Origin of the sequence: Mucilaginibacter gossypii (assembly GCF_017569325.2) — a bacterium.
Classification (GTDB): domain Bacteria; phylum Bacteroidota; class Bacteroidia; order Sphingobacteriales; family Sphingobacteriaceae; genus Mucilaginibacter; species Mucilaginibacter gossypii.
The window spans coordinates 4,001,249-4,021,313 of record NZ_CP071878.2; the positions used below are offsets into that span (position 1 = coordinate 4,001,249).

Here is a 20,065-nt window from a genome sequence, read left to right on the forward strand (position 1 = left end):
ATAATTAATTTTATTGGTTTATATTTCCTGGTATCCTGCAGCCTGATTTACAAGTTGCTTTAACAAATATCAATGGTTAGCCTTTGCCTTTCCTATTTGTATTTATCTATTTATTATACAATCTTACCATAACCCGCTTTTCGTGTTAGGCTAATTTTTTGTCAAAAGAAAATTACATTCGTGCAAATTGGGTTTGATTAAAAATTACTACTTTTAAAATATAAACCAGCGCGACGCATACTTATTTGTCCGCTCACCTGCTAATCTTTATTGATTTTTACAAAATGAAGCCCCATTTTCTCAAGGTTGCGGTTAAACCGCAAAATTCATTCAGTATCAGGCATGATATTTTGCCCACCTTCCGGGGTATCTGGCACTACCATCCCGAGCTTGAATTACATTACGTAATAAAGGGCGAAGGGGTTAGGTTTATTGGTGATAATATCAGCAATTTTTCGCCAGGCGAAATCACATTGCTGGGAGAGGCCCTACCACACTGCTGGCGCTGCAAGGATGAATATTTTTTGCCCGAATCTGGATTGAATGTTGAGGTGATCGTGATCCATTTTTTGCCCGACTGCCTTGGCCGTTATTTGTTAAATTTACCCGAAGCATTCATGTTGCCCAAGCTTTTTGAAAAGGCCAAAAGTGGTATGGTAATTAAGGGTGAAGCAAGAACCGAGCTGGCCAAACTGATGCGGCAGGCGGCTGAAGCTACCAACCTCGACAGGATCATTATCCTGCTATCGATACTTAAAGTGCTGGCCGAAAACGAGGACTTTGAACCGATAACATTATCGCACAGCGACTTCCACCAATCAAACGAATCGGATACTATCCGCCTTAATAAAGTATGCTCCTATACGCTGGCCAACTATAAACAGGAGATCAGCCTGGAAAAAATAGCGGCCATTGGCAACCTCAGTGTCACCTCCTTTTGCCGGTATTTTAAACTGATGACCAAGAAAACGTATTTTGATTTTTTAACCGAGATCAGGATCAGTCATGCCTGCCGGTTTTTGATTGAGGACAAATTACCCACCGAGGTTTTGTGCTTTGAGTGCGGTTATAACAATATCTCAAACTTTTACCGTCACTTTAAAAGGGTTACCGGCATGACCCCGCTTGAGTATAAACGCCGTTATATTAAAGGACAAAAGCAGGCGATATCTGCTTGATTTTGTTAAGTCTCAAGTCCTTAGTCGAAAGTCTTGAGTCAAATCATGACTTCTTACTTAGAACTTAAGGCTTTCGACTTAAGACTAATCAATACCTATCTCACTTTGCAACATAGTATAACTACTATACAGATCCTCGATCTTATTGCGGATAGCTGGCGAAAAGTAGCCAACATCGCGCCGGGTGGTGGTAGATATTTTCAAACCGCGTTTGGTAAGATAATATTTAGCAATTACCGGGTAAACATTGTGCATCACATCCATATTTTCGGTTAAAAATTCCTGCACCATGGCAACCTCATGCTGCCGCGATGCATCGGCATAATGATTGCATAACCAAACAATAAGCTCAGGGAAGAAATTCCCTTGAATGCATGACAACCCGGCTGAACCTGCTTTCAGCGATTCAACCGCGTGAACCATGTAAGCATCATACAAACCAAAAGCTGAGTTAATTTTACTTGCCTCCAATTTCTGTTTTACCTCGTCAATTTTAAGACAGGTATCTTTATGATATATTACCCTGCCTGTTGCTGCAAAATGATGAAGCTGTTCTGCCGATAATAACCTTTTGTATGGAACCGGGCATTCGTAAAATCCTAAAGGAATCTTTTCTGTTTGATCAAAAAGATCAAAAACGCGATCATTAAGTGCAATATCCGGCTCATTTGCATCGGCCAGTAAACTGGTAATGGCAATTACCGCTGAAGTGCCGGTATCATACACCCTCTTTATAAAATCAGCTTGTTTTTCAACCGGGCCACCAAAGGTACCGGTAGCTACAACAGGAACAGCGCCGTCAACAGTTTCAACCACGTGTTTGATAATTGCTAACCGCTCTTCACCAGTCAGTTCAAACATTTCGCTCGAGAGGCAATTGGCAAACACACCGGCAGCACCCGCGCGCAGGTACATTTCGGTTAAGCGGGAAAGCGCTGCATAATCAATAGCACCGTTATCTTTAAAAGGCGTTAACATTACCGGGATAAAACCCTTTTTTGATTGTTCCATTTTTATAATTGTTAAACTGTTAACTGCCTTGTTTTTGTTAATAAAATCCCCGTTAAAAAAATAGCCAATGTACCGGCTACAATGATCATATTGGTATTCAATGTGCTGCGAAGGGCCGCGTATTGCTCGGGGATAAGGGTGGGAAAAGTAAGCCAAAGGATCACCAAAACACCTATGATACTGGCAATGATGGCCTCATGGTTACGGGTTTGCCTGCTGATAATGCCCAGCAAAAACAAACCGAGCATGCCTGCTGCAAAAATCCCCGAAAGCTGCCACCATAAATCAAGGATACTTTTTACCCCTATCATGGCTATGCCTGCCGCCATACCTGCAAAGCCAAAAAGTACGGTACCAATGTGCAGGGCGTTCAATGTATTTTTATCATTAAGTTGCGGCTTAAAGTAGCGTTTGTAAATGTCGATGGTAAAAACAGTAGCTGATGAGTTCATACCCGAACTGATGGTGCTCATGGCAGCTGATAAAATAGCGGCTACGATAATTCCAACCAGTCCTGCCGGGATTTTGGTAACCATAAAATGCGGCATGATCTTATCACCGTAATCGGCAGGGGTTAATTTGTTCATAAATACCGAAACATCTGTTGCCGAAGCCGTTGCAGGCAGGCGCTCGATAGCTACCTGGTGTTTAAGGCTTAAGATCAGATCGGGGTGTTGACTGTAATAAGCATATAAGCATGAGCCTATGACAAAAAACAGGAAAGATGCAGGCACATAAATACCAACACAAAGCCATACCGATTTGGCGGCCTGCTTTGTAGATTTAGCCGCATGATAACGCTGGATATAATTTTGATCCATCCCAAAGTTGTTGAGATTGATAAAGAACCCGTAAAACAGGATCACCCAAAAAGTTGGTTCGGTAAGGTTCAATGAAAAACTGCCCAGGCTGAATTTGTGATCAGCTTTACCAATTTCTACGATCTTATCAAAGCCGCCAGGGATACTACTTACTACCAGGTAAATGATCAACAGGGCACCCAGGGTTTTGATGATGGCTTGTACCACTTCTGTCCAGATCACAGCTTTGATCCCTCCTGATACTGTGTACAGGATAATAGAGATTCCCATTACCACCATAATGGTCTTCATAGACAGACCGGTAAGCGCCTGCAGACTTAACGCTATGCCAAAAAATACAGATCCCATGCGGGCTATCTGCGTAAGCAAAAAACAAATAACTGCATAAACCCTGGCCCATGGACCAAAGCGTTTTTCGAAATGTGTATAGGCTGAAATATTGCCGGTGTTACGATAAAATGGTATAAAATATTTTACGGCTATCCAGGCCGCTATTGGCATAGATAAACTAAACACAAAAGCGTTCCAGTTGCCCCCGTAGGCTTTGCCGGGTACACCCAAAAAGGTGTTACTGCTTAAAAAAGTAGCATAAATTGATAAGCCGATAGCCCAGCCCGGTATTAAACCAGATGCAACGGTGAACTGCTCGGCATTTTTATTTTTACGCGAAAAATAAAAACCCACCAGCACCATAGCTATTAGGTAAATACCTATAATCGTAAAATCTAACACGGGCAACACTTTCATGCGTTAATCGGGTAGTACAGTAAATTTAATGTTATGGTTTATAAATTGCATAACAAATGTAACGTACTGCTGTTAGCCTTTACTGTAATATTTTCGCCTGCTATTGTAGGATATTATCACCAACAAATAAATATACAAACAAAAAACGCCGCCGCTTGGCTCCGGCTGAGTGGCAACTATTCTCCGGCCTCCGGCCTCCGGCCGGTATACACCACACTTGTTTACGGCGGCCAGAGGCCGCTTGATAGCTGCCACTCAGCCGGAGCCAAGCGGCGGCTGCAATTTTTTTTTTCACTTTTTTTTAAAGAATAAAATAATCAGACCTATTGTTATGGGGATAAGGGAAATGAAATATGTATCTAAACCGATCCTTCCAGATTCACCTTCAATTTCCGGGTCATTCAGCATTCTTAAAAAGATAAAGAAAAGAACTCCTATAATTATAAAAACTACACCTGAAACTATTTATAAGGACTTCATATTCACTCTTTATTTTTGTAATTGTAAAGCGATACGGTTACTTTCAATAATTAAGTGAGCCGGTTTCAGTCCACCAGCCGTAGCCGTAATGGTAATTTCCCCGGCAACAACTTTAGATTGAATAATAGCCAATCCCAAACCATTAAACAGGTGATGCTGATCAGATACAAAAGGTTCCAGATCTGTTTGTGAACCGTTATCCACACCTTTTAGTATTCCCTGCCCAGTTACTTTAAATTTCACCAACTGATTAGCATCGGGCACCGGAACGTTGTTTTTATCCAAAACAGATACGGTAATGTACAAAAGATCTTTACCATCGGCTTTGATTTTATCGCGATCTGCTTTTAGCTGTATTTTGTAAGGCTCACCTGCTGTGACTACTTGCGTAGTCATAACTACTTTACCATTATGGCGCGATACGGCTTTCAATACCCCTGGCTCATATTTAACGTGCCACATTACATGCAGATCATCGCCGGTTTTCTTCCTTATACCAATCGACTTGCCATTCAAAAATGCTTCTACCTCATCGGCGTTATTGTAATAAGCCCAAACATCAATCATCTGTCCCGGCTTCCAGTTCCAGTGTGGTAACAGGTGCAGAACCGGTTTATTTGTCCACTCGCTTTGGTACATATAATAAACATCTTTGGGGAAACCGGCCAGATCAACAATCCCAAAATATGAACTGCGGGCGGGCCATGGGTATGGAGTTGGTTCGCCGATGTAATCAAAGCCCGTCCACACGAAAAGTCCAGAAAGGAAATCATGCTTTTTAATGATCTTCCAGGTCTCTTCGTGCGTTGAGCCCCAATAGGCCGAAACATTATCATACGATGATACGGTGAAGTCGGCGTTACCATCCTTCAACGGGGTTTTACCGTCCTTTGGCCAGCGCCTGATACTATCCGACGGCATATCATAATGCCCCCGGGTTGCCAGGGCCGACATATTTTCGGTACCGATAAACTTTTGACCGGGGTAGTTTTTCTGAAAATCTGCATAAACTTCCTGGTGGTAATTTAAACCAACCAAATCAAGCGCACCTGATTGGTAGATGAAATTCTTTTTAGGATCGGCTTCGCTCAATGCTGATGTAACCGGCCTGGTATTATCCAGTTGCTTTACAATTTTAACCAGCTCACGACCAATACTTACACCCGTACTGTCAAATTGCTCCCTGATTTCGTTGCCAATGCTCCAGGCAAAAATGGACGGATGGTTACGATCGCGTAAAACCTGGTCTTTCAGGTCTTTCACATGCCACTTGTCCCAATCCTCGTGGTAATCGTGTTTGCTCTTTTTCTTCTTCCACATATCAAAAGCCTCGTCCATCACCAGGAAACCCATTTTATCACATAGGTCGAGTAATTCCGGCGCGGGAGGATTATGCGATGTACGGATAGCATTGCAACCCATGTCTTTCAAGATCTGTAATTGACGTTCGATAGCGCGGGTATTAACAGCCGTACCCAAAGCTCCCTGATCATGGTGCAAGCATACTCCAAGAATTTTCATCGGCTCACCATTTAAGCTGAAACCTTTATCTACGTCGAAATTAAAATACCTGATACCTGTAGTGGCGATATAATCATCAATAACCTGATCACCAGCCATCAGTTGCAGCTTTACTTTGTACAGATAAGGATGTTTCACTGACCATAGTTGAGGATTGTTCACCCGGATGCTTTGCTGAATTACAGTGTCCTTTACGGCAGTGGCGACAGATCCAACAATCTTACCCCTATCATCCAGAACAGACGCTTTAAGCTTAAACTTTGAATTAATTGAACGCGGCAAAACTGTGCGAATATTGACATTTGCCTTTTGATGATCAACCCGCGGCGTAGTTATAAATGACGACCATTGCGGCAGATGGGTTTTATTAACGGTAGTTAGCCATACATTACGATAAATGCCCGAACCGGTATACCAGCGAGAGTTAGGCTGATCGCTGTTATCTACCCGAACGGCAATCACATTTTGTTGTGTACCGAATTTAAGATAAGGAGTCAAATCATACCTGAATGAGATATAGCCGTTAGGTCGCCTGCCCAGATAATGCCCGTTTATCCAAACTTCGCTGTTATGAAAAACGCCGTCAAAATCAATGAGAATAGTTTTTGTTTTTGATGATGCAGGGATCAAAAAGCTTTTACGATACCAGCCAATGCCGGCTGGCAATCCGCCCTCGGCCTGTGTAGTAGGATTTTTACTGTCGAATTTACCTTCAATGCTCCAGTCATGCGGCAAATCAAGCTTTCGCCAGCGGCTATCATCATATTTTACATTGTTCGCCGTCGAATCGTCACCTAAAAAAAACTTCCAGTTGGAGTTAAAGCTTTCCGTTTTGCGTACGCTTTGCGCAGATACAAAACCGACCACGAAAAATATTAAACACAGTGTATATAGATAACGGAACCTCATTTCGTTTTGCTTTTCTTAACAGGAGGAGCAACAAAGTTCAGCTCGCTTTTACCCAGATCTTTTGAAACAGCTACTGCTATACCACGCTGATCGGCTTTATTTACGGCACAATAAAAGTGATAAACCACGCCTTTATATTTTACCACGCATGATTTATGGGCAAACATATTATCATAAGGCTCGGACGATTGGATGAGCTTCTCCCCTGTCCAATCAGTCCAATGCACCAGGTCGTACGAGCAGGCAAAGCGGTTAAACACGCCTGAGTCGCCGGTTTTCCAGAAAGCGCCGAAATAAAACATGACATATACATTTCCTATTTGCTGAATGTACGGGTCGCCGGTAATGCCGTCACCGTGATTCAATACCGGGTCTTTGCCAAAACGTTTCCAGTGCAGCATATCATCAGACACAGCCATGCCAATGCGCTCGGCACCACGTTTTTTATTAACGCTGTCGCCATTGGCGTTGTAGTACATAATGAACGGGTGACCAGTTAGCTTCTTTTTATCCCAGATCACGGTTTGTTTGTATTGCGTATGGTTATCCCACCAGCTTACATCTTTATCAATGCTTGATAATATGGGATGATCTAACCCTTGCCACTCATGCACCGTACCCGGATCTTTATCGGTAGAAGCCACACTTATGGATAGCAAACCTTTCTCATAGCCTTTGCTTTGCCCGCCGAAGTACGATAACCAATATTTGCCATTATACTGCTGCAACTTGTACGAGCCGCCCCATTTATAATCCTGCAAGCTGACATAGCCCGCTTTTTGGTTATTATCCCATTTGGTAGTATCATCCGAAAATGAAAGGATGCGGCCTCGTGTTTTCCAGTGCAGCAGGTCTTTACTATCGGCCAGCCAGGTTTCGTATCCGCGACCGTTAAAAATAATATAGCTCATATACCAGCTGTCACCCTGGCGAAAAACCGTAGGGCAATCAGTCTTCTGGCTATTATCTTCCGGAGCTATCACCAAGCCATATTTGTAAGGCGTTTTAACCTGCTCGTAAATATCTTTCATCACCTTCTCGGGTACTTCCTGGGCATGTGCCCTAAGTAGTAACAAAGTACAGATAAGGAGTGCAGATGATTTAAAAATGTGTTTCATTTTTGTTTTAATATTATTTGGCGATGAATGTATAGTTGCCTGAGCCAGCCTTGATCTCTGCCTTCCCATCGTGATAACCTACAAATTTGATATCATGACGGGTTTTGATATTTTGCCCATCTACCATAATAACTGCGTTATTTTTTACTGGCAGAAAAATACTTGCAGTAGTATTTGCCGGGATACTTACCTCCAGTTTAAACTGCCCCCGCCCCTTCTCCCAACTGCTTGAAATATTGCCATAAGGCGATTTATAATTAGCCTTAGCCCAGGTTACATTGCCCACAGTTTCGGGCCTGATCTCGATTTTTTTAAATGCGATGGCATCATCTGCCGGACGGATCCCGGCCAGACCACTGTAAAACCACTCCATCAGGTGCCCCAACATAAAGTGGTTATTGGATACCGAAGTTAATGCTGCCCACGATTCGGTTAAGGCAGTGGCACCGTGAGCCAGTTGATAACCATAGCCCGGCACATCCGCACGACTGTTCATATCGTAGATCACATCCGAAAGGCCTTCGTCATCCAGCACACGCAACAGGTAACGATAACCTATGTCTCCTGCGGTAAGGGCATTCCCTCTGCTGCGGATATCTTTTACGATATTATTCACTACAGCTGCTTTATATTGCGGCTCAACCAAGCCGGCATAAACCGACATAGCATTAGCCGCCTGGCTACCGGTACCATATTGTTTGGTATCAGCATTAAAAAAATTTTGATTATAAGCCTGTTTAACCTCGATAGCGAGTTTTTTGTATGATGCGGCATCATCGTTTTTGCCAAGCAAGGTTGCTATTTTTCCGGCTATATCCAGGTCATAATAGTAAAGCGAAGTAGCCGTAATACCTTTGGGAGTTAGCTGCGAAACACCGGGCGGGTTCGGCCCCAGGTCATACCAGTCGCCCAGGCCCTGATATAACAAATGGTTTTCCGATTTTTTGTCGAGATAAGCCAGGTATCGCTTGATCATATCATAGTTCTGCGTAAGCACCTCTTTATCGCCGTACCACTGGTACACATACCATGGCAGGATCACCGCGTTGCTCCCCCACTCAGGCGAATCGCGAAAAGGCTCATCAAACTTTACATATTCGGGTGAGATCTCAGGGATCAGCCCATCTTCTGTTTGGGAGATACACATATCGTTGATACACTTACGTGCCAGACCTACGATGTCATAATTGTAATGCAGGGAACTGCCAACCAGATGTGCTTCCTCCAACCAGCCAAGTTTTTCGCGGTGAGGGCAATCGGTAAATACGCTGGCCATATTACTTTTCATGGCCCAGTCAATCAGTTTAAACGTTTTGTTAAACAGCTCATTTGAACAGGCGAAATTGCCCACGGTTTCGGCACTGTTACGGGTGTGCAATCCTTTAATCTCTACAATTACGGGCAACCGGTGAGGGTTGGTTTCACCTTGAGTTACAGCACCCCGTACCTGCAAATACCTGAAACCGTAATAAGTAAACAAGGGGTGCCAGGTTTCAACGCCGTTACCTTTCAACACATAATCGTAATAATGTGGACCGCCGGAAGCTTTCTGGTTAGCGCTCCCATCTTCATTCACCAATTCGGCGGGGATAATACGTACAGTATCTCCTTTTTTGCCTTGCACAGTAATTTGCGGGATTCCTGAAAAGTTCTGGCCCAAATCATAGATCCATACACCATTAGCAAGCTGCTTTTTATTTTGAGGCTTCAACACCTGCATAATTTTCAATGGCTCGGCCATTTGCGCGTTCAATTCGGGTATGCCATCTACTTTAACAACATTTCGCCATTTTAAGTCGTCAAAATTGTTGGTATTCCAACCCGGTTGTTCCAAATTGGCGTTATAATCCTCGCCACCATAAATGCTGCTGAAAGTAACCGGCGAAGGTGCCGTTTTCCATGAGCCATCACTAACAACATTTTCTACCTTGCCGTTATCATATTCCAGCATCAACCGGCAAATCATTTTAGGATAACCAAAGGCACCGGTCAGCTTGCGATAACGTTTATCCCGCGGAATGTAATAAAATCCATTGCCAAGCATTACGCCAATAGTATTTTTTCCCGAAAGAAGTTGACTGGTTACATCAAAAAGCACATATAGTGCCTGCTTATCATATTTTGTCCACCCGGGATCAAGGAAATGATCGCTAACTTTTTTACCATTCAGGCTTAGCTCAAAATGCCCCAATCCGCATAAATAAAGCGTGGCTTTTTTTAGCTTGCCATCAACATTAAATCCTTTACGCATTAAAGGCAAAACATCATTGGATGCACCTAACTTTTTGGACCCTTTACCGTGATAAAACGGTACTATGACTGATGAATCGGGTAACTTGTCATAGGCAATCCATTCGGCACCGTTCCAGTCTTTTTTTGAGAGCAGGCCCATTTGCCAGCTGGCAGTATTGCTCCATGCCGATGCTTTACCATGATTATCCCAAACCATTACCTTCCAGTAATAAGTTTTTGCTGCCTGCATAGGCTCACCATTACATGAAACCTGCAACGACGCACCGGATGGCACCTTTCCCGAATCCCATACATCGGTATTGTTGCCGGCCAGTTTAGCCGCATCGTCAGCAACCAAAACACGGTAGGCGGTTTGCATGGTGTTGCGGGCATCGCTTTGTATTTGCCAACTTAACTTTGGCTTAAGCGATTCGATTCCCAGCGGATTGGTTTTATACTCGCATTGCAGGTTTAACACCTTCAGGCTTTGAGCAAAAACGCCGAAGGGCAGTAACAAAAGCAACAGGCTGATCCTTTTTTTCATGTTAATATTTTATTGCATTTCGATACCCGAAACAGCCAAACCATCAGCTTTTATGCCCGTGATCACCAGCTTATAATTCCCCGCGTTGATACTTGTGCCCGTATTGGTTACAACCGTGCCAGATTTATTTTTAGCAAGCGGTTTAAAACTCAGTTCCTCCTCCTTCATCACCGTACCATCGGCGGCCAGTAATTGCATTTTTGCCGTAAAAGTTTGATTGCTCTGGTTATAATATTTTATGCGCAAGGCGTACAGATCGGCAACACCCGGTGTTAACGCGAATGCCACACTGCCGCTTGCCACGCTGTTAAATTTAATTACTTTTTTTCCGTTCAGGGTGTCGGCTATTAAGCCATCGCCTTTTATTTCAGCCGTCTCCGCTTTATAGCTTACGGTTTTACGAAGATCGGTAGCAGGTTGCAGCGAAGTAACAGGCACCACCACCACAGTGTACATGAACCTGCTTTTATTTTCACCTAACTTAACTACGTCAGCCCTTTTAAAACGCTTCCTGTAAACAGCCAGTCGCCCCCCTCCATTGGCATCATTTTTTACAAATAAACCGGTGTTTTCATAATCGGCAACCCAATCTGTCCTTTGTGATGCCTGTACATCCATAGCAACATAAACATCAGCATCGGCATTTAAAATAAATGAACCGGTTTGCGTCTGGGCTGAATTAGCAGTGCTTATCCAATCGGCCCCGTAAAATATTGGCGGCAGATCGTTAAAGGTTCCCCCCGCATCGGTGTATTGTTTCTGGCCGATGTCCATCCAGCTTTTTACTACCCATTTATTATTTCCCTGTAGCTGACTAATTATTCCATTACCTGCCTGTTGTGGCTTTACTGTTTTGTTTAAAGTACTGATAGCAATAGCAGATATGATTGCTTCGCCGGCTGCAGCGTTTGGAAAAGATATGGTTAGCATCCCTCCTGTAACATGCGCAGTGATACTTTTTTTAAGTGCCTTGTCATACCCACCTTCTTTCCAGATATCCAGATTACGGATCATGGTTTTGCCGTTCACAGCTATATCAAATAAACGCCAGCCCGAGCAGTTCATCCCGCCGCCTGTGCCATACCAGGGTTCGGTAAAATATAGTTCGATATGATAATCACCGTCCGGCACCGGGAAGTTGAATTTCAATTTATTCAAACCATACCTGAATGTTTGGAACAAGGCATCATCAGCCGTATTACCAATTCTATCGAAAGTGCGTTGCTGACTGGCAAAAAACTGAGGCATACCCGGATAATCATCCGTCCATGATGTGGAGCCGGGTTGGTGTTGATTATCCTGGTGTTTATCGGCCATCCAGGTATTGCCGTAGGTATCGGCATAATCCGGTCCGCCGCAATTGAGGCGGTACAAATAGTTGTAACCAGCTTCGGGTTTCAGGATAGCAGGATTCTCTTTTGGCAAATGGGGTGCTTGTGGCAGATGGTTCAGCATAATTTCATCATGTGTTACCGGCTTGCCATTAACATATCCTACGGCGTACAACACATTATATTTGATATCCGCGCTATCCCATTGAAAATGCGTGCCTATGCCCTTCCGCTTTCTTTTGCCTAAAGATTCGTGGTTAATATCATTGAAAAGCTCAACCTCATCACAATTGGAGTAAACAATAATGCTATCCTTTTTGCCCGGAGTAAGCCAGCGGTTTGGCCAAGTATGCGATACAATGTAAACCATCGGCTCCTTATCCTTTGGCGCATAATTGGCCCTGTACATGTAAAAAGCATCGGTTGGTTGCCCCCAGGGCGTAAACAAGCCTTTGTAATTAATTGGCCCTACCCTATCGAGCTCACGCTGTCCCTCGCCGCCTTGTGTGCGACCGGGGTTTTCATGCGAATAGAGCAGCCACTGAAAATGCCCGGCTACCTGATCTTTTGCAGACCCGGCGAGGCGGACTTTAGTTTCCATCAATTGGGTCATGCGATCTTCACTCAGGGGCCCGTTTGCATTGAAAGGGCCTTCGGTATGTAAACCTAAACTACGCCACGCGCCGTACTCCCCCACTAAAATTTGTTTTTTCAAGTCATCGCCGTAGGTGAGCGGATTACCTCCGTAAGTGCCCGTCCAGTTTTGGGGCACGTCCCAATCGGCACCTTCGCCGCCATTGCAGGTGGTTATTTTGCGTTGCGATGAGGCCGTAGGGTCAAGCTTTCGGATGATATCGCTGCATTCACGGGCAAAATCAGCCGGTAACTTGCTTTCGTTCTGTAATCCCCATAATATCACCGAAGGACTGTTGCGCCGTTCGTTTACCCAATCAACCAGTAAAGCTTTGTAATTGGCCCTGAACTCCGGCGAATCATACCAGATATGTGCCGAATATTGCGGCCACCATAAAATGCCCAGCTTATCCCAATACTGCTGATAGGCGAGGTTATGAGGCTGATGAGCATCCCGAAAAGCATTAAAGCCAGCTGCTTTTACCTGCATTACCCTGGCTTTGATCTCCTCGGCTTCAAAAGCCTGACTTTTACCCATCAGGTGTTCATACTCAGCAATGCCATTGATAAAAACAGGTTTGCCATTGAGATAAAAACGATTGTCGTTATTATTTCTGCCGATGGGCCAGCTAATCCACCGGATACCGTAAGAGGTTTGAGTTCTGTCAATCAATTTTCCATCGGCCCAAATTTCCGTTACTACATGATACAGGTAAGGTTTCTCTAATGTCCATAGTTGCACGTTTTTAACATCGGAAAATTGTTGACTTACCGTATTAACCTTACCGGCTTTTAATATTTTTTTTGCTTTTGCTTGCGCGACAGTTTTGCCAGCGGCATCAACCAGGTTGTTTGTCACGGTTATTGCAGATGGCTTACCACTGTAGTTTTTAACTTCAGTTTCGAGATCAAGCGTAGCCGATTTTTCACGGACGGTGGTATCGTTCCAGATGTGTACGCCAAAAGGTTCCACCCTGACAGCATTGGTAACCATCAAATGCACCGGTCTGAAAATACCCATCGGCTGCGAACCTTCCGAAAAACCGGGGTCATCCGAACAGGCCCCACAAACCCATGGCAAATCTTTGATAAACGAAGGGTGATCAGCCTTAACGCATAACAGATTTTGTTTGCCTGCTTTGATAGCATCCGTTACATCAATGGTAAATGACGTGCGCCCGCCCGTATGATAGCCAACCTGTTTACCGTTGAGCCAGACTGTAGCATAAGAACTAACGCCCTCAAAACAAAGGAAATAACGTTTATCGTTTTGTTTACTTTCAAGCGGGAATATTTTGCGGTACCATGCGGTGCCATGCCTGTTGCCATGTTTCAGTCGGCGATAGCCACCGTAGGTATCCCAGTTATGAGGAACATTTACCGTTTCCCATTTAGCATCATTAAAACCGGTTTGCTCAAAACCGGCATTAGCTTTTGGGTTATTATCATCGGCAATGCTTTTCCAGTTGGTGTTTAATGAGATATCATTACGCTGTGCAAAAAGGGAACTACGAGAAAAAAGGAGCAAAAACAGCAGCGAGGCGATCAGTTTAAAAAAAGGGAAAGACACCCTTGCCCTCTCAAGGGCCACTGTGTGTACACACCTTTTCAAAAAAAGTAAAATGTCATTTCGATAGAGCTGGGACAGGCTGAGAGGTGGAGCGAAAGAGAAATCTTCTACATCTGGCTGTACAACCATACCTGTAAAAGCGGGGCGTAGAAGATCTCTCCTCACCTCCCACGCATAAATCCCACCCTGGTTCGTTCGAAATGACATTTTTTCTATTAATGATAAAATTAAAAAGGTATGTCGGTAGCTCTTAAGGGGGAATCACACAGTCCCAAAACACTTAGTTCTTTTTCTGCGATCTCGCTGTTATATTTTTGAGTTTCGCCCATCTCTACAATTGTTTCAGATTGGCATCAAAGCGATAACTTTTACCCGCTTGAGTTTCAATATTGATGATCTTTCCGGCGTAGTTTAACCGGCAAGTTTTACCCAGCTTGGAGATTACCTGCAGGCTTTTCAACCGACCATTTTGCCATTCAAAATCCAGCATAAAACCACCTCTTGCACAAATACCTTTGATGCTACCTTGCGGTAATGCAGTTGGCAAAGCTGGAAGCAATTCAATAACATCACCCTGACTTTGTAAAAGCATTTCGGCTAAACCTGCCGCGCCGCCGAAATTGCCGTCGATTTGAAACGGCGGATGCGCATCGAACAGGTTATGGTAAACGCCGCCTTTCTCCTTACCCGAGGTTACATCCGCGGGCGACAGTAGTTTAGTTAACATCAAATAAGCGTGATCTCCCTCGTGCATCCGCGCCCAGATGTTTACTTTCCAGGCGATACTCCAGCCAGTGCCTTCATCGCCACGGTATTTCATAGATTGTTCGGCGGCCTTTAACAGTTCGGGAGTTTTAAGCGAGATCTCAGTGCCGGGATAGACACCCCACATATGCGAAACATGCCGGTGGGTATCCGTGGTATCGTCCTTATCTTCAAGCCATTCCTGTAACTGGCCGTATCTGCCAATTTTATTCGGTGCTATCCGGCTGTATTTGAGTTTTAATGTATCGGCAAAAGCCTTATCGATATTCAACACTTTGGCAGCTTCCATGCAGTTTTTGAACAGGTCGCGGATGATCTGGTGATCCATCGTTGGCCCCGCAACCAACCCCCCATGCTCCGGCGAGTTAGATGGCGTGCTGATGAGATAGCCGGTTTTAGGATCTTTCACTAAAAAGTGGGCGAAAAACTCCGCGGCACCTTTCATTTCGGGATAAGCCCGCTTTTGCAAAAAATCCTGATCACCTGTGTATAAATAATGCTCCCATAACTGATGGCAAAGCCAGGCAGCGCCGCTAACCCAAATGCCATGATTGGATGCGTTAACAGATGCAGTGCCGCGCCATAAATCCGTATTATGGTGCAATACCCAGCCCGGTGCACCATAGTGTTCAACCGCCGTTTCATGCCCGGTTTTGGAAAGGTCATCAACGATACTAAAAAACGGCTGACTGCAAGCCGATAAGTTAAGTCCTTCGGCAGGCCAATAATTCATTTCGAGGTTAATATTGGTGGTGAACTTACTGCCCCATGGTGGTGTAAGCAGGTTATTCCACAAACCCTGCAAATTCGCCGGACCGCCACCCGGTCGGGATGAGGAGATCAGTAAATACCTGCCATATTGCGCGTACAGACTAATAAACGAAGGATCGGGCGACTGGCTAAACTTCAGGATCCGCTCATCCGTCGGTAGTTCGGCGTTTTCTCCTTTACCTAAATCAATGGAAAAAGTATTGAAATACTGTTGATAATTCCTGATGTGAGCAGCTTTGATACTTGCATAACTCTTAGTGGCTATCGCTGTAATTTGTTTTCTGCAGATAGCCTCCGGGTTACCCGATACATCATGATAGTTTTTAAAATTGGTTGCCGCTGTAAGGTAAAATGTAGCCTCATTAGCTCCGGTAACCGATATATTTTTTGAATCGACTACAACCTTTCCACCTGCTGCCTGTATATGCAGATAGCTTACACCACGTAAAACGCCGTCTTTTACTTTTAAAGACAACGCAAGCGTGTGATCATCGATTTTACGGGTAATGTAGTTTTTATGCAGAGTGCTTAATAAAACCTTCAGTGTAACTTTGCCGGGTTTATCAGCAGTAAGATGTACGGCCATTACTTGATCAGGCGCACTACTGAAATATTCGCGGGTGTAGGTAACGCCATCGGCTTTGTAGCTTACATGAGCCGTGGCGTTTGTAAGGTCCATATCGCGTTTATAATCAGTTACATCCTGTTTGCGAAATTGCAGGTACAAATCAGCAAAGGGCTGGTAATCGGCATTGTAACGGGGACAAGCCGGAGGGTTATCATCCTGCACCTGATACCGCCAGGCACCCGCAAGACTAACCATATTTTTCTCTTCCCCTTCAGGATAAACAGATAAAGTTTTAGCGTTGCTTGTAAGTCCACCTTTATCGTAAAAATTAACTACCTGTACAGCGATCCTGTTTTCGCCGATATGTACCTTATCAGAAGGGATAATGTATTTCCTGTAAGCGTTACCCGATGTTGTGCCGATGTAATCTCCGTTAAGCCAGGTCCGGTCTATATCACGTATCCTGCCTAAACTAATTACGATATTTTTCCCTTTCCAACCGGAAGGAATATTAAAATGCTTAATAAACCAAACTGCTCCATCCAAACCTTCAAAACCGGGTGTTATTTCCCAGCCCTGTTCAATTGGCAAATTGATAGTTCTAAGGTTATTATCATGAAATAGCACGTCCTGCGGTAAATGGTATGAGCTCATCATATTGAACCATTTCGCCGAATCAACCGCATAAGTGGCTTCATTGCTCTTCATCCCCATAAAATGCTGCTGCGCCATGGCTTCTGCTTCGGCCTGCTTACCTTCGGCGAGGAGTTTGCGTATAGGCTCCAAATATTTCACGGCACCTTTACGGTTATAATCGCGGGGGCCGCCTGTCCATAGGCTTTGTTCGTTGTATTGGATATGGTCTTCGGCCACGCTGCCGTAAATCATGCCCCCAATGCGGCCATTGCCAATGGGTAAAGCGTCTGTCCATTTTTGGGCCGGCTGTTTATACCAAAGCTTAAGGGGTTGCTGAGCAAAAGCTTGTACAAACCCCAACATCAATATTACAATAAATAAACCCTTCCTGCTATTCATAAATATCAGTTAAAAAGCCAGCGTAAATCTTTAATATTACCTTCATTGCTCAAACCTGCATCGTACACCGGCACATTGGCATCCGCATCAACAACGCCTAAAACCAATGCAGTACCTTTACCTAAAGTAAGCGTATTTGAACCCGCTTTAAAGGTATATGTATGGATATTTACCGGCGGGAAACCATCAATTTGGATAGCGTTGGCAATTTTAATATCAGCTTGTCCATAATCATTGGCGCTGGCATCCGTTTCCAATTGCGGCTCGGGCAGGTATTGAGGCATTTTGCTATTGAAAAAACCAACCAGCACCTTTACTGGTCTATCATTTTTAAAACTGATTGTTGTACCGTTCTTCTGCTGATCTCCTTTAGATAGCTTTATCCCTTTTAAACCTGCAAGTTCTTTTGCGATATTTTTGATGGCTGCTGCTGTATCAGAAAATACCACTTCGCCTGAATTTACCTGATAACTACTACTGCCGCTATTTTCAAACTTCACAAGTGCGTCTTTCAAAACTACAACCTCCTTTTGTTTTTGCTGTGTTTGAGGCGATTTCAATGAATCGATATTTCTTTTAAAATTATCCAGTTCCTTTTGATAAACCGGCAAAAGCTCGGCCCAGGTTTTCATTTTGGCATCATTGCCTCCAACCGGGATTTTGCGTTGTTTGGTTTGCATGCTGTTGGCATACAGGTAAGTATTTTCAGTTAGTTTCACCAGTTGCTTATAATAATCCAGACTGGTTTGCAACTCGGGTAAAGCCTTTTCAAGATCGGCAACATTATCCGAATATTTATAGCGCAACACCCATAAGGCTGCTTTTGCCTTGTAAGCATAATTATTGGCCATTGCGTTATAGCAATACATATCATTTTTTAAGCGGGCAAACTCGACTTTATCTTTAGTTACTTGTGCAGATGCTTCGTCGATAGCCTCAACAGCTTTTTCCCCTTGCACTATTACACTATCGATAACTTTAACCGGTGTTTCGCCAATATGTGATTGTTGTTTCCACTCCTTCTCGGCGTACTCGCTCATCATTTCACCAACCGGACCTTCGGAGTTATAGAGCAAAGAAAACAAACCGTACTTTTCAGGATTAACCAGCTGGCTCATCAGCATCCCCAAAGTCATGGTTTGGCGGTTACCATCGGTGATCCCGAAACGACGCAACAACTCGGGTGAGATATTGCCTGATTGTTCATAAGCTTTTAAGATGGCTTCGCCATGAGCCTGGTCGCATCCATATTTATCGGCCAGTTGTTTTGACCAATAGTTTATTTCGCTAGCCCTGTCCCTCTTGCTATCCCAGGCGTAGCGCGACCATGCTTTATACCAGATCCAGTCCCTGTCCAACTGCAGCAGACGCTTACCATCAGTTTTATCTGCTGTATAAGGCCAATCCCAGTAGGATGCCTGCGGATACAGGTGCAGGGAATTTGCCCCATAAACGGTATGCATGGCCTGCACACATTTCTGAATAAAATCGGCCGATCCATAGCGGAAAGGCTCCAGGTTGGCAAGGATATGGACGTTTTCTATTTGTACGGTACCGATATTACTCAAAGTGCGATGAAGATCAGCCCAGGGACCATGTGGTTCATACGTAGTAAGTGCCTCACCATTGTATTTGGCCATGGTGTACAGGTTGTGATATAAAGGTTTGGCGTATTTCATCACCGCAGGTGCGTCGGTATCATGCGCACGGAGCACAATCGGCGGCTCATCTGTGCGCCCCAGGGCTTTTAATCCGTCTTTTACGCCCGGAATAATCGTTTGCGTAAACCAATCAATATCATCCTGGCCAACACCTTCCATGGCCTCGCCCAGCGTAACCAGTAGACCCACATGCGGATATTTTTGTACAAAAGCAGCAATAGATTTACGGGTATAATCGGCAATGACGGGTACAATGTGACGGTTCCTGTCCTGCGTTTTCAGGTTATTTTTTTCGGCGAATGGTTGGGATACAATGATATTATAAAAACCCTGAATAAGCCAGATGCCGCGTTTATCAGCCTCTTCGGCCAAAAAACTGTAGATCTCTTCATTTTTTTTGAAAGTAGCATCATCAACCTCAACAGCATACGGATAATCTTTTACCCTCACCAATGAAGCAAAAGGATGACCATTCCACAAATACAAAGAGTTCATACGGTTATGCGCCAGCGAATCCAGGTAGCGGATCCATAAAGCTTTATCATAAAACCAGGGGAAATTTTGTGGCGTGTAAGGGTACTCGTAAGTGCCGCGACCGGGAAGTAAAGCGGGCTTTTGCACACCGATGCAAGTCCCCCGCAAAACCATTTCGGGCTGATCATGCAGGTTGATATTTACAGGGAGTTTTTTGTTTAAATTGATCCTATTTGCCAGTTCAAGACAGCCATAAAGCGCGCCGGAATTATCGGCACCCGCGATCAGCAGCTTATTTTTAAGGCCGTTATCATTGATGATAAAGCCTTCTTTTCCGGGGTTGTTATTTGCAGCACCAGCCAGTTTCTTAACCGGGGCATCGGTGAGCAATCCAACAATTATGGTGTTACCGGAAGGAAGCGCCCCTTTGTAGGGTTGTTCAGTAACCGAATAACCTGCGTTTTTTAAAGCAAACGTTAACTTTTGCACACCATAACTTATCCTTGCATGGTGCTTGGGTAAAGTAACAATGGTTATTTTTTTTGATTGAACTTGTGCTTGTAAGGGAGATTGAAAACAAGAGATCAATATGAGCAACAGCAGCAGGCAACGGTTAAACAGCTTCATTTTCATTGGTATTTAGACAGGCATACGCAGAGCCGGTTTTCAACATTTGAAGCGAATTAGCTTCTTAAA

General features: G+C 44.2%; 9 protein-coding genes. 1 reads left to right on the top strand and 8 read right to left on the bottom strand.

Annotated features, from left to right (window positions below; translation table 11 throughout):
• The first annotated feature begins 284 nt into the window (after positions 1-284).
• Complete coding sequence (locus tag J3L18_RS16795) at positions 285-1,178, top strand: AraC family transcriptional regulator (protein WP_090531643.1); 894 nt, start codon at positions 285-287, stop codon at positions 1,176-1,178.
• An 84-nt stretch (positions 1,179-1,262) separates the two neighbouring features.
• Here the strand turns inward: J3L18_RS16795 and J3L18_RS16800 are convergent, their stop codons facing one another.
• The 8 genes from J3L18_RS16800 to J3L18_RS16835 all read right to left on the bottom strand — a co-directional run bounded on the left by J3L18_RS16800 (position 1,263) and on the right by J3L18_RS16835 (position 19,996).
• Positions 1,263-2,189, bottom strand: a complete 927-nt coding sequence (locus J3L18_RS16800; protein ID WP_129568554.1) for a dihydrodipicolinate synthase family protein — start codon at positions 2,187-2,189, stop codon at positions 1,263-1,265.
• A gap of 11 nt (positions 2,190-2,200) precedes the next feature.
• Positions 2,201-3,757 carry a sodium:solute symporter family protein gene (locus J3L18_RS16805; protein WP_129568553.1) on the bottom strand — a complete coding sequence of 519 codons (1,557 nt, stop codon included), beginning with the start codon at positions 3,755-3,757 and terminating at the stop codon, positions 2,201-2,203.
• Positions 3,758-4,246: 489 nt separating this feature from the next.
• Complete coding sequence (galB, locus tag J3L18_RS16810) at positions 4,247-6,667, bottom strand: beta-galactosidase GalB (protein ID WP_129568552.1); 2,421 nt, start codon at positions 6,665-6,667, stop codon at positions 4,247-4,249.
• A complete protein-coding gene (locus tag J3L18_RS16815; RefSeq protein ID WP_129568551.1) occupies positions 6,664-7,785 on the bottom strand; it encodes a glycoside hydrolase family protein in 1,122 nt (373 codons plus the stop codon). The genes galB and J3L18_RS16815 overlap by 4 nt, the downstream gene beginning before the upstream one ends.
• A 13-nt stretch (positions 7,786-7,798) precedes the next feature.
• Positions 7,799-10,561, bottom strand: a complete 2,763-nt coding sequence (locus J3L18_RS16820) for a family 78 glycoside hydrolase catalytic domain (RefSeq protein WP_129568550.1) — start codon at positions 10,559-10,561, stop codon at positions 7,799-7,801.
• A 9-nt stretch (positions 10,562-10,570) separates the two neighbouring features.
• Entirely contained in the window at positions 10,571-14,116 is a 3,546-nt protein-coding gene (locus J3L18_RS16825) for a malectin domain-containing carbohydrate-binding protein (RefSeq protein WP_223266116.1), read from the bottom strand.
• Positions 14,117-14,426: 310 nt separating this feature from the next.
• Complete coding sequence (locus J3L18_RS16830) at positions 14,427-17,234, bottom strand: glycoside hydrolase family 95 protein (protein ID WP_129568549.1); 2,808 nt, start codon at positions 17,232-17,234, stop codon at positions 14,427-14,429.
• 5 nt (positions 17,235-17,239) lie between these two features.
• Positions 17,240-19,996, bottom strand: a complete 2,757-nt coding sequence (locus tag J3L18_RS16835) for an alpha-d-galacturonidase (protein WP_223266115.1) — start codon at positions 19,994-19,996, stop codon at positions 17,240-17,242.
• Between the last annotated feature and the right edge of the window lie 69 nt (positions 19,997-20,065).